The organism is Streptomyces sp. NPDC059853 (assembly GCF_042731495.1).
In the GTDB taxonomy this organism is placed as follows: Bacteria; Actinomycetota; Actinomycetes; order Streptomycetales; family Streptomycetaceae; genus Streptomyces.
Genome location: NZ_JBHWJL010000160.1, coordinates 1 through 11,359, shown reverse-complemented (window position 1 = coordinate 11,359; position 11,359 = coordinate 1). Strand labels below are relative to the sequence as shown.

General features: G+C 75.8%; 10 protein-coding genes. 3 read left to right on the top strand and 7 right to left on the bottom strand.

The window, feature by feature from the left end:
* From ACFV5N_RS17510 to fmt, 5 genes are all read right to left on the bottom strand, one after another.
* Window positions 1–1,418, bottom strand: a 1,418-nt coding sequence (locus ACFV5N_RS17510) for a GuaB1 family IMP dehydrogenase-related protein (protein WP_385600270.1), incomplete at its 3' end; no start/stop codon positions are given.
* 182 nt (window positions 1,419–1,600) lie between these two features.
* Window positions 1,601–2,593, bottom strand: a complete 993-nt coding sequence (locus ACFV5N_RS17505) for a sugar-binding transcriptional regulator (RefSeq protein ID WP_385600267.1) — start codon at window positions 2,591–2,593, stop codon at window positions 1,601–1,603.
* A gap of 148 nt (window positions 2,594–2,741) precedes the next feature.
* On the bottom strand, window positions 2,742–3,428 hold the full coding sequence (gene rpe / locus ACFV5N_RS17500) for a ribulose-phosphate 3-epimerase (protein ID WP_385600264.1): 687 nt from the start codon (window positions 3,426–3,428) through the stop codon (window positions 2,742–2,744).
* 42 nt (window positions 3,429–3,470) lie between these two features.
* Window positions 3,471–4,907 carry an RsmB/NOP family class I SAM-dependent RNA methyltransferase gene (locus ACFV5N_RS17495; protein WP_385600262.1) on the bottom strand — a complete coding sequence of 479 codons (1,437 nt, stop codon included), beginning with the start codon at window positions 4,905–4,907 and terminating at the stop codon, window positions 3,471–3,473.
* 94 nt (window positions 4,908–5,001) lie between these two features.
* Window positions 5,002–5,931 carry a methionyl-tRNA formyltransferase gene (gene fmt / locus ACFV5N_RS17490; RefSeq protein WP_385600259.1) on the bottom strand — a complete coding sequence of 310 codons (930 nt, stop codon included), beginning with the start codon at window positions 5,929–5,931 and terminating at the stop codon, window positions 5,002–5,004.
* A 241-nt stretch (window positions 5,932–6,172) separates the two neighbouring features.
* On the opposite strand from fmt, the gene ACFV5N_RS17485 reads away from it, so the two are divergent.
* On the top strand, window positions 6,173–6,622 hold the full coding sequence (locus tag ACFV5N_RS17485; protein WP_385600256.1) for a hypothetical protein: 450 nt from the start codon (window positions 6,173–6,175) through the stop codon (window positions 6,620–6,622).
* Between the two features lie 76 nt (window positions 6,623–6,698).
* Window positions 6,699–7,352 carry a class I SAM-dependent methyltransferase gene (locus ACFV5N_RS17480; protein ID WP_385600253.1) on the top strand — a complete coding sequence of 218 codons (654 nt, stop codon included), beginning with the start codon at window positions 6,699–6,701 and terminating at the stop codon, window positions 7,350–7,352.
* On the opposite strand, the gene ACFV5N_RS17475 is transcribed toward ACFV5N_RS17480, so the two are convergent.
* Window positions 7,349–8,551 carry an erythromycin esterase family protein gene (locus tag ACFV5N_RS17475; protein WP_385600250.1) on the bottom strand — a complete coding sequence of 401 codons (1,203 nt, stop codon included), beginning with the start codon at window positions 8,549–8,551 and terminating at the stop codon, window positions 7,349–7,351. The two genes, ACFV5N_RS17480 and ACFV5N_RS17475, sit on opposite strands and share 4 nt — an antisense overlap.
* Window positions 8,552–8,609: 58 nt before the next feature.
* Between ACFV5N_RS17475 and ACFV5N_RS17470 the strand changes: the two genes are divergently transcribed.
* Window positions 8,610–9,347 (top strand): MerR family transcriptional regulator, encoded by a 738-nt coding sequence (locus ACFV5N_RS17470; RefSeq protein WP_385600248.1) that lies wholly within the window; start codon window positions 8,610–8,612, stop codon window positions 9,345–9,347.
* Window positions 9,348–9,371: 24 nt separating this feature from the next.
* Here the strand turns inward: ACFV5N_RS17470 and ACFV5N_RS17465 are convergent.
* Window positions 9,372–11,359, bottom strand: a 1,988-nt coding sequence (locus tag ACFV5N_RS17465; protein WP_385600245.1) for a primosomal protein N', incomplete at its 5' end; no start/stop codon positions are given.

The window sequence follows — 11,359 nt, the reverse complement described above, 5'->3', positions numbered from 1 at the left end:
GGCTTGCCCTCCGCGTAGCCGGCCGCGCTCTGGATGCCGACCACCGCCTTGTCCGCGAACTCCTCCAGGGTGCGGGCCCCGGCGTAGGTGCAGGCCGAGCGCACGCCCGCCACGATGGAGTCGATCAGGTCCTCCACCCCGGGCCGCGCCGGGTCGATGTACATCCGCGAGGTGGAGATCCCCTCCTCGAACAGCCCCTTGCGGGCCCGGTCGTACGCCGACTCCTCGCTGGTGCGGTTGCGCACCGCGCGCGCCGAGGCCATGCCGAAGCTCTCCTTGTACGGGCGGCCGTCGGCGCTCTGCTGGAGATCACCGGGCGACTCATGCGTCCCGGCGAACCACGAACCGATCATCACATTGGACGCCCCGGCGGCCAGCGCCATCGCCACATCCCGCGGGTGCCGCACCCCGCCGTCCGCCCAGACGTACTTGCCGAACTTCCGCGCCTCGGCCGCGCATTCCAGCACGGCGGAGAACTGCGGCCGCCCGACGCCGGTCATCATCCGGGTGGTGCACATCGCGCCGGGGCCCACCCCGACCTTGACGATGTCCGCGCCCGCCTCGATCAGGTCCCGCACCCCGGCGGCCGAGACCACGTTGCCCGCCACCACCGGCACCCGCGGGTCCAGCGCCCGCACCGCGCGCAAGGTGGCCAGCATCGATTCCTGGTGTCCGTGCGCGGTGTCCACCACCAGGGTGTCCACCCCGGCCGCCAGCAGCCCCTCGGCCCGGGCCACGCTGCCGCCGTTGATGCCGATCGCCGCCGCCACCCGCAGCCGGCCGGCCGCGTCGGTGGCGGGCCGGTACAGGGTGGCGCGCAGCGCGCCCTTGCGGCTGAGGATGCCCGCCAGCCGGCCCCGCGCGTCGACGGCCGGGGCGATCTTGCGGTGCGCGCTGTCCAGGGTGGCGAACGCCTCCCTCGGGTCGATGTCCGCGTCCAGCACCAGCAGGTCCTTCGACATGACCTCGCTCAGCTGGGTGAAGCGGTCCACGCCGGCCAGGTCGGCCTCGGTGACGATGCCCACCGGGCGCCCCTCGGCCACCACCACGCCGGCGTTGTGCGCCCGCTTGGGCAGCAGCGCCAGGGCGTCGGCCACCGTCTGGGACGGCGCCAGGGTGATCGGGGTGTCCAGCACCAGATGGCGCTGCTTGACCCAGCCGGTGACCTCGGTCACCACATCCAGCGGGATGTCCTGCGGGATGACCGCGAGACCGCCCCTGCGGGCCACCGTCTCGGCCATCCGCCGCCCCGCGACGGCCGTCATATTGGCCACCACCAGCGGCAGGGTGGTGCCGCTGCCGTCCGGGGTCGAGAGGTCGACGTCCTGCCGCGAGCCCACCGCCGAGCGGCCCGGGACCATGAACACGTCGTCATAGGTCAGGTCGTAGGACGGCCGGGAGTCATTGAGGAACTTCATGCCTGCTCTCACCTGCGTTCTCGCATTGCCCTGCGGGCACCTCCCGGCCCGGGGGTCGGGGGGAGGGTGGGAGCGGAGCGTCGGCAGCCGGCTCCTACGGCATTATCCCCGATCCGCCCCGGAACGGGCGAACAGATGGCCGACGGAGCGCCGACCCGGCACCCCGCCCCGGCCCGTACCCGTCACCGGGGCACGCTGTCCGGGTCGGCCCGCTCCAGCGCCGGGCGCGCCCCGGGCGGCTGTTCCAGCAGGTGGTCGGCGGCCGTCGTGTCGGTGACCAGGCTCGTCACCAGGCCCGACCGCAGCACCGCGCCGATCGCCTCCGCCTTGCGGCGGCCGCCCGCGATCGCCACCACCTCGGGGATCCGGCGCAGCCGCTCGGCCTCCACCGTGATGCACCGCTCCCCCAGGTCGCGCCCCACCCGGCGCCCCTCGGCGTCGAAGAGGTGCGCGGACATCTCGGCGGCCACCCCGAGGGATGCGTAGTGCTCGCGCTCGTCCTTGTTCAGCATGTCGTGCACCGTGGAGATGCCCGGCTCCCAGGAGCCGATGGACACCGCCGCGATCGTCACCTTGTCGAAGAACTCGAACGCCGCCGCGATCCCCCGCTGGGCCCGCAGCGCGTCCGCCGTCGCCGAGTCCGGCAGCAGCATCGGCGCGTAGATCGGGTGCGCGTCCCCGCCGGAGACGGCGGCGGCCCGCCGTACCGCCTCCACCGAACCGCGTTCGGCCGTGCCCGCGTCGTACACCCCGGTCAGCTGCACCACGGTGCACGGCGGCAGCTCCCGCAGGGCCGCCGCCATGTGGATCGTGGACCGCCCCCAGGCCAGGCCCAGGACATCGCCCTCGGTGACCAGCTCGCCCAGCAGTTCGGCGGCCACCTCCCCCAGGTGCTCCGGGTCCGGGGTGTCGTCCGCGGCCTCCGAGGGGGACTCCGCGACCACCACGTGCCGCAGCCCGTACCGGGCCCGCAGGGCGTCCGACCGGTCCGCGTCCAGCTCCGCCGGCACCCGGATCTCGATGCGCACCAGATCGTGCTCCACCGCGGACTCCAGCACCCGGGCGACCTTGAACCGGCTCACCCCGAACTCGTCCGCGATCTGGATCTTGGACTTGCCCTCCAGATAGAAGCGGCGGGCCATCGCCGCCGCCTGCATCAGTTCAGCGGGTCCCATCCGTGCGGCTGACCTCCCGGTCGACACGCCACTCACCTCTCCGTCCTCCGCCCTACCCGCTCACGAGCCGCGTGCTCGGCCTCGCCGAGCGGTAAGGTCCTCGATGTCTGTCGCGCCCCGGCCGCACCGGCCCGGACGCCGTGTCCCCTCACCCGGCGGCGCTGCCGCCCCGGGCCGCCGCGGCGGCGCGCTCCGCCTGCTCGCGCAGCCCGCGCACCGCTGCCTGCGGATCCTCGGCCCCGTAGACGGCCGACCCCGCCACGAACACATCCGCGCCCGCCTCCGCGCAGCGTTCGATGGTCGCCGCCGAGACACCGCCGTCCACCTGGAGCCACAGCGGCAGCCCGTGCCGGTCGATCAGCTCCCGGGTGCGGCGGATCTTGGGCAGCGTGACGTCCAGGAACGCCTGCCCGCCGAAGCCCGGCTCCACCGTCATCACCAGGATCATGTCCAGTTCCGGCAGCAGATCCTCGAACGGCTCGATCGGGGTGGCCGGGCGCAGCGCCATCGAGGCGCGCGCCCCCTGCGCCCTGATCTCCCGGGCCAGCCGTATCGGCGCGGTCGCCGCCTCGGCGTGGAAGGTGACGGAACCGGCGCCGGCCTCCGCGTAGGCCGGGGCCCAGCGGTCCGGGTCCTCGATCATCAGATGGCAGTCCAGGGGCGTGTCGGTGGCCTTGCGCAGCGACTCCACCACCGGGAGACCCAGCGTCAGGTTCGGCACGAAGTGGTTGTCCATGACGTCGATGTGCAGCCAGTCGGCCCCCGCCACGGCCTGGGCCTCCTCGGCGAGGCGTGCGAAGTCGGCGGACAGGATGCTGGGGTTGATCTGTGCCATGTCCTCAGTATTCAGCATGCTCCGGGGGACGGGTGACGCCGGTCACGCGGTGCGGCGCAACAGCGCCAGGTACATCGCGTCGGTGCCGTGCCGGTGCGGCCACAGCTGGATGTCGGGGCCCTCGCCCAGGCCGGGCACCCCCGGCAGCAGCGGGCGGGCGTCCAGCCATTCGGCGTCCGGGGCGCCCGGGTTCTTCAGCACGTCGTGGACGACGGCCCGGGTTTCGGCCAGATGGGGCGAGCAGGTGGCGTACCCGACCACGCCGCCGGGCCGCACCGCCCGCAGCGCCTCGCGCAGCAGGCCGCGCTGGAGCGGGGCGAAGCCCTCAACGTCCTGCGGCGCGCGGCGCCAGCGAGCCTCGGGGCGGCGGCGCAGGGCGCCGAGGCCGGTGCAGGGCACATCGACCAGCACCCGGTCGAAGGAGCCGGCCGGCCAGGCCGGGCGGGTGCCGTCGGCGACCACCACCTGGTACGGGCCGGGGTTGCCGGCCAGCGCGCGGGCCACCAGGGCGGCCCGGTGCGGCTGCTTCTCGGCCGCCACCAGCGCGGCGCCGCGTCCGGCGGCGAGCGCGGCCAGCAGGGCGGCCTTGCCGCCGGGGCCGGCGCACGCGTCCAGCCAGCGCAGGTCGCCGCCGTCGCCGGCCAGCGGGGCGTTCGCCAGGGCCACGGCGACCAGCTGGCTGCCCTCGTCCTGCACCCCGGCGCTGCCGTCGGCGACGGCGTCGATGGCGCCGGGCTCGCCGCCCTCGGCCAGCCGGACGGCGTACGGGGACCAGTCGCCCGCGGTGGCCCGGCCGGCGCCGGCCCGCTCCAGCAGGTCGGCGGGGGTGATGCGGCCCGGCCGGGCGGCCAGGGTGACCCGGGGGCGTTCGTTGTCGGCGGCCAGCAGCGCCTCGATCTCGCCGCGGTCGCCGCCGAGCGCGTCCCACAGCGCGGAGACCACCCAGCGCGGATGCGCGTGCACGACGGCCAGGTGTTCCTCGGGGTCCTCGTCGTAGGGCGGTGCCACCCGCTCCAGCCAGCCGGGCAGGTCGTGGGCGGCGACCTTGCGCAGGACGGCGTTGACGAACTTGGCCCGGCCGTCGCCCAGCACCACCCGGGCCAGCTCCACACTGGCGCTGACGGCGGCGTGGGTGGGGATGCGGGTGCCCAGCAACTGGTGGGCGCCGAGCGAGAGAACGTCCAGCACCGGCGGGTCGACCTCGCGCAGCGGCCGGTCCACGCAGGCGGCGAGCACCGCGTCGTAGGTGCCCTGGCGGCGCAGCGTGCCGTACACCAGCTCGGTGGCGAGCGCGGCGTCCCGGTCGTCGAAGTCCCCGGCCGCCCGGGCCTTGCGCAGCAGCGGGGGCAGGACGAGGTTGGCGTAGGCGTCGCGTTCGTCGACGGCGCGCAGCGCCTCGAACGCGAGGAAGCGCACCGGGTCCTTGCGGGGACGGCGGTAGGGCCGGGCGGGACGACGACGGGGCGGCCGATTGCTCACGGGGACGATGACTCCGGGTGCTGCTGGGCGCGCGTACCGGGTACGCGCGGGAGGGCGGTGCGGGGTTCCAAGCCTACGGTCGCGGGCCGGTGGCTCAGCCCAGCCGCTCCCCCGGGCGCACCCGCATGCCCCTGGCCCAGTCGGCGGCGGCCATCGGCTTCTTGCCCTGGGGCTGTACCCAGATCAGTTCGACGGCGTGCGAGCCGGTGCCGACGTGGACGCTGCGCTTGCCGATGCCGAGTTCGCCGGGGGCCAGCTCCTGCCGCTCGGGGGCGAGGGCGACCTGGCGGATCTTGAGGCGTTCGCCGCGGAAGACGGTCCAGGCGCCGGGGGCGGGGGTGCAGCCGCGGACCAGGCGGTGCACGCCGAGCGCCGGGTGGTCCCAGTCGACACGGGCGTCGTTCACGGAGAGCTTGGGGGCGAGGGTGACGCCCTCCTCCGGCTGCGGGACGGCGCGCAGGCTGCCGTCCTCGATGCCGTCCATGGTGGCCACCAGCAGGCCGGCGCCGGCGAAGGCGAGGCGGGTGAGCAGATCGCCGCTGGTGTCCTCGGGGCGCACCTCCTCGGTGAGCACGCCGAAGACGGGGCCGGAGTCCAGGCCCTTCTCGATCTGGAAGGTGCTGGCCCCGGTGACCTCGTCACCGGCGATGACCGCGTGCTGGACGGGGGCGGCGCCGCGCCAGGCGGGCAGCAGCGAGAAGTGCAGATTGACCCAGCCGTGCCGGGGAATGGTGAGCACGGACTCCGGCAGCAGGGCGCCGTAGGCGACCACGGGGGCGCAGTCGGGCGCGATGGCCCGCAGCCGGTCCTGGAAGTCCGGGTCGCGCGGCCGCTGCGGGCGCAGGATCTCGATCCCGGCCTCCTCGGCCCGCTGGGCGACGGGGCTGGCGACCAGCCGCCGGCCGCGGCCGGCGGGCGCGTCGGGCCGGGTGACGACGGCGGCGACCTCGTGCCGGTCCGATGCGATCAGGGCGTCCAGGGCCGGGACGGCCACCTCGGGGGTGCCGGCGAAGACGAGCCTCATGGTGCGGGTGTCACCTTCTCGGATGGTGTGGACGGTCCGCCCCGCGGGGCGGGCGGAACCGGGGAAACGGTGCGTCAGTCTACGGTCCGCCCCGGCGTGAACCCCCAGGGCGTGCGGAGCGCAACGCGCCCCTTGGCGGGGGTGATGCGCTCCATCAGCGTGACCCGGGCCACGGGTGAGGCGTTGGTCAAGACAGATTGACCATTCCGACTATCCCTGACGCCGGTTCGAGAGGGTCTTCATGGCCGACCACGCCACCCCTGACGCCCAGGCACGGGCCAGCCTGCACCTGCTGGTCCGGGACATCGAGCGGGTCCGCCGCCAGGTGGACGCGCTGCGCACACTCACCGCACAGCTCGGCAATGTGTACCGACCGCGGCGCACCGGGTCGGCTGCCGGATTCGTCGTGTACGGCCGCGCGCCGGCCCCGACCGTCCGGCTGGCCCAGGAACTGCGCGACAGCGTGGAGACCCTGGTGACCGCGGCCGTCGACTTCGACCGGTCGCTGGGTTTCTCCTGGGACGCGGTGGGTTCGGCGCTCGGTGTCACCAAGCAGGCGGTGCACCGCCGGTACGGCACCCGCAGGACGACGGAGCGGACCACCGCCGTCCGCGAGTCGCTCGCCGCCGCCGCCCCGCCGTCGCCGCAGCAACCGGTGCCCGCGCCGTTCCCGGGGCCGCGCAGCGGCTGAGCTTGCCGAAACGGCAACAGACTTCGCCATGGGCCGGTCGGGGGCGGACCATCTCCGGTGAGACGGAGGTATCCCCATGGCAGAGGAAACACGCCCGGCACAGGAGTACTGGGACGACCGGTACCGGGAGAACGGCCGGTTGTGGAGCGGTATGCCCAGCGCGGCCCTGGTCCGCGAGGTGCACGGGCTGACACCGGGCAGCGCGCTGGAGCTGGGCTGCGGTGAGGGCGCGGACGCGGTGTGGCTGGCCCTCACCGGCTGGCGGGTGACCGCCGTGGACATCTCGGCCGTCGCGCTGGAGCGGGCCCGGGCCCACGCCGCGGAGCGCGGACTGGGCGAGCGGGTGGAGTGGCAGCGGCACGATCTGGCCGTGTCCTTCCCCGAAGGCACCTACGACCTGGTCTGCGCGTTGTTCCTGCACTCCACCGTCGCACTGCCCCGGGAGCGGATCCTGCGCCGGGCCGCGGCGGCGGTGGCCCCCGGCGGGACGCTGCTGGTGGTGGGGCACGCGGGCTGGCCCCGGGGGGTGGAGCACGACCACGAGGACCGTCCGGAGGTGCACTTCCCCACCCCGGCGGAGGTCTTCGCCTCCCTGGAGCTGCCCGAGGGCGCCTGGGAGGTGCGCACCGACGAGGAGTACGAGCGCGTCCGGGTGCTGCCCGACGGCCGGGAGATGCACCACCTGGACAACACCCTGAAGATCCGCCGGCTGCCGCACCCGGCCGGTTAGCCCGGCGGCAGGTCCCTGACGAACAGAATCCCCTGCTGCGCGGCCAGATGTGCCGGGTCGAGGGGGGCGTAGCCGATGTACGGGGACACCCGGGCCGCCGGGCGGGTGTCCCCGCAGGCGGCGGCGAGCCCGGCGGCGTCGGCCAGGTGGTGGGCGTGCGGGAGCGTGTACAGCAGTCCCTCGACGGTGTCCGGTGGCGGGGTGTCCACGCCCCGGTGCCTGAGGGTGCCCAGGGCGGTGGTCACGAAGGCGTACCGCTCCGCCATGTGGGCGTTCAGCAGGGCGCCCGCGCTCCACCAGCGCAGCCGTTCGCCGGCCATCCGCATGCTGCTGGGTTCGCGCTGGAGGTGGGCGTTGTGGGCGTGCACCAGGGCCGGGCCCCGTTCGGCGAGGGCGAGCAGGTTGTCGGCCATCATCCGGTCCCGGAGGGCGACCAGACGGGCCATGCGGGCGGGGCCGGTGTCGGCCATCCAGTAGTGGTAGCGCAGCAGGCCGGTGGCAGTGCGCCCGTACAGCCGGGCCCGGTCCCAGGCGTCGCGGGAGGTGGCCGCGATCAGGTCAGGGGTCCGGGTGTCGAGCAGGGCCACCAGATCGTCGGCGAGCAGCCGCAGTTCGGTGGCCCGCGGGGTGCGGCCCACCGAGTGGGCCGCGTCGCGCATCGCGGCGGGCGCGCTCCACGCGGCGTCCTCGCCGAGCAGGCGGTCGAGGGTGCCGGCCGTGCAGGGCAGCAGCGCGGGGTCCACCCGCTCCGCGAGGTAGGTGTGCAGGGCGGTGAGGGCCGGCCGGGGGCTCGCGGCACCGGTGATCTCCAGGGGGCCGTCGAAGCCGGCGAAGCGCACCCGTTCGGCGGCGGGCCGGTCCTCGTTGTGGGCGCGCATCCAGCGCACGAGGTCGCGGTTGGCGGCCGAGGCGCCGAAGCCGTGGCTGAAGCCGTGCTCCATGACCGCGTCCAGGCTGCCGGTGCCGGTGGTCACGTAGTCGTCGACGAGGAGGCCCGCCAGGCAGTCGCTCTCCAGGGCGATCGTCCGGTAGCCCTCCTCCTCGACGAGTTCCCTGAAGAGCCGGTTGCGCAGGTCGAGCAGCATGTCCTCGCCATGGGTCGGCTCGCCGAGGGCGAGCAGGTGCGGGCGGGCCGGGAACAGCCGCAGCACGGCGGCGGCCCGGAGCGGATGGATCACATCCGTGAGGTCCAATGGCATACCCTCAACGGTATCGCTGAACTGCCGGTGAAGACTTTTCCGCGATAGCCTGCCGCTCATGCCGCAAAAGCTTCAAAGGGAGGAACGGCTGCGCCCGGTCGATCTGGCACGGGCGCACGGTCTTTCCACCCAGGCGATCAGAAACTACGAGGAGGCCGGCATCCTCCCGGCCGCCGAACGCTCCGCGCACGGCTACCGCCGCTACACCCCGCGGCACGCCCGCGCGCTCGCCACCTTCCTGGCCCTCCTGCCCGGGCACGGTCACCGGACGGCCACCGGGATCCTGGCAGCGGTGCACCGGGGGGCGCCCGACGAGGCGTTCGCCCTGATCGACGAGAGCCACCTCCAACTGCTCACCGACCGCAGGACCCTGCGGTCGGTGGAGAGCGCGCTGCGCGATCTGGCCCCGGAGCGGGACCCGGCGGCGCCGCCCGCGGCCCCACGGGGGCGCGCCGGTACCTTCATCGGCCCGCTGGCGGACGAACTCGGCGTCCGGCCGGCCACCCTGCGCGCCTGGGAGCGGGCCGGCCTGCTGCGCCCGCGCCGCGACCCGCGGACCGGGTACCGGGTGTACGACGAGAGCGCCGTGCGCGACGCCCGGCTCACCCATCAACTGCGGCGCGGCGGCTACCCGCTGGAGGGCATCGCCCCGGTGATCGACCAATTGCGCTCGGCGGGCGGCCGGGAACCGCTGGCGGCGGCGCTCCGGGACTGGCACGCCCGGCTGCGCGCCCGCGCCCGGGCCCTGCTCAGCGGCGCGGCGGCGCTGGACGCGTACCTCGAACGGTACGGCTGACCCCGCGGGCGGCCCGCGGAGCCGTCAGCCGATGTCCGGCGGATCGATCCTGACCCGGGCGGGCGGGCCGGCGCGGTGGGTGGCGCGGGTGACCTGCGCCGTCTTCAGCGCCGCCGCCAGCGCTCCGCCGCTGCCCGGCGGCACCCGCACCAGCGCCCGCACCCACACCTCGCCCGGCGGCGGGTCACCCGTTCGGCGCGGCTGGCCGGGTGCGGTCACGGGCAGCGGCACCGGGCCCAGGACCTCGGCGTCCGGGGGCAGGACGGCCGTCTCCAGCAGCCCCTCCACCGCCTCGGGCAGCCCGCTCACCGCCGCCATCCGGGAGACCGGCGGCTGCCCGAGCGCGGCCCGGTCGGCCAGTTCGCGCTCGGCGTGCCCGGCCGGATCCCACCGCACCAGCGCCTGCACCGGCCGCAGGGTGGGCTCGGCCAGCACCACCACCGTGCCGCCCTCCTCCTGCGGCCTGACCAGCGCCGCCGCCGCCAGCCAGCGGCGCAGCGCCTCCTCCCCCGCCCGCAGATCGGGCCGGCCGAGCAGCGCCCAGCCGTCCAGCAGCAGCGCCGCGGCGTAGCCGGGCCCCTCGGCGCGCGGTTCGGCCCCGGGGGTGCAGACCACCAGCGCGGGCCGGTCCTGCACCGTCTCCAGGATGTGGTCGCGGCCCGAGGTGCGGACCGGTACCGCGGGGAAGGCCCGGCCCAGTTCCTCGGCCGTGCGCCGCGCCCCGATGACGACGGCCCGCAGCCGGTGGCCCCCGCACTCCGGGCAGTGCCAGGACGGCTCCTCGCGCCCGCACCAGCCGCAGCGCAGTGCGCCGCCGTCCGGCACGGTCAGCGGTCCGTGGCAGTGCCGGCAGCGGGCCGGTTCGCGGCACCGTTCGCAGGCCAGCCGGGGGACGTACCCGCGGCGCGGCACCTGGATCAGGACCGGGCCGCGCTCCAGGGCGTCCCGCAGAGCCTGCCAGGCGAGGGTCGGCAGCCGCGCGGTACGGGCCGCCGCGTCCCTGGCCTCGTCCGTGTCACCGACCGTCCGGATCCGGGGCGCGGTCAGCCGTACGGTCTCCCGGTCGGCGGTCAGCGGGGCGGCGAAGCCGGTCGCCAGCAGCTGGGCCGCCTCCACCGTCTGCGCGTGGCCGCCCAGCAGCAGCCCGGCCCGTTCGTGGGCGGCCCGCAGCAGCAGCACATCACGGGCGTGCGGCTGCGGCGCGTGGTCGTCGGCGTGCGCCTGGTCGCCGTCGTCCCAGATCGCGGCCAGCCCCAGGTCCCGTACCGGGGCGAACATCGCGGCCCGGGTGCCGACCACGCCGCGTACCGCGCCCCGGCTGACCGCGAGCCAGGAGCGGTAGCGCGTCTCGGGGCCCGCGTCGGCGGTGAGCAGGACATGGTGGCCCGGGCCCAGCAGCGCGCCGAGGGCGGCGTCCACCCGGGCGGCCGCGCGGCCGTCCGGCAGGACCGCCAGCGCGCCGCGCCCGGCGGCGAGCGCGGTGGCCAGGGCCCGCGCCAGTTCGTCGGGCCAGCCGGGCCCGGGCAGCGCCGTCCACACCGCGCGCGGTGCCTCGCCCCGGGCCAGCGCCGCCAGAAAGCCGGGACCGTGCGGATAGCGCTCCCAGCCGCCGGGCGCGGGCACGGCGGGCGGGGGCGGGGCGGGGGGCGAGGGCTGCTTCTCGGGGCGGGCGCGGCGGGGCGGCACCGCCAGCTGGACGACGTCGGCGAGCGCCCCGGCGTACCGGTCGGCGACGGCCCGGCACAACCGCAGCAGTGCGGGGCCGAGGACCGGCTCGGTGGAGAGGACCTGGGCGATGGGGGCGAGCGTGCCGGGGAAGTCGCTGGTGGCGCGCCGCTCCACGATGAACCCGTTGATGAGGCCGCCGCCCTCGCGGCGTCCGCCGCGCTCCCCCGCGCCGAACCGTACCCGGACCCGGACGCCCGGTGCCGCCTCGGCGTCCATGGCGGCGGGCACGGCGTAGTCGAAGAAGCGGTCGAGGTGCACCAGCCCCTTGTCGACCAGTACCCGGG

Bases quoted from the DNA above. Each gene is read 5' to 3' on its own strand.
- ACFV5N_RS17505 (WP_385600267.1), bottom strand. From the start codon at position 2,593: ATGGGACCCGCTGAACTGATGCAGGCGGCGGCGATGGCCCGCCGCTTC.
- rpe (WP_385600264.1), bottom strand. From the start codon at position 3,428: ATGGCACAGATCAACCCCAGCATCCTGTCCGCCGACTTCGCACGCCTC.
- fmt (WP_385600259.1), bottom strand. From the start codon at position 5,931: ATGAGGCTCGTCTTCGCCGGCACCCCCGAGGTGGCCGTCCCGGCCCTG.
- ACFV5N_RS17485 (WP_385600256.1), top strand. From the start codon at position 6,173: ATGGCCGACCACGCCACCCCTGACGCCCAGGCACGGGCCAGCCTGCAC.
- ACFV5N_RS17480 (WP_385600253.1), top strand. From the start codon at position 6,699: ATGGCAGAGGAAACACGCCCGGCACAGGAGTACTGGGACGACCGGTAC.
- ACFV5N_RS17475 (WP_385600250.1), bottom strand. From the start codon at position 8,551: ATGCCATTGGACCTCACGGATGTGATCCATCCGCTCCGGGCCGCCGCC.
- ACFV5N_RS17470 (WP_385600248.1), top strand. From the start codon at position 8,610: ATGCCGCAAAAGCTTCAAAGGGAGGAACGGCTGCGCCCGGTCGATCTG.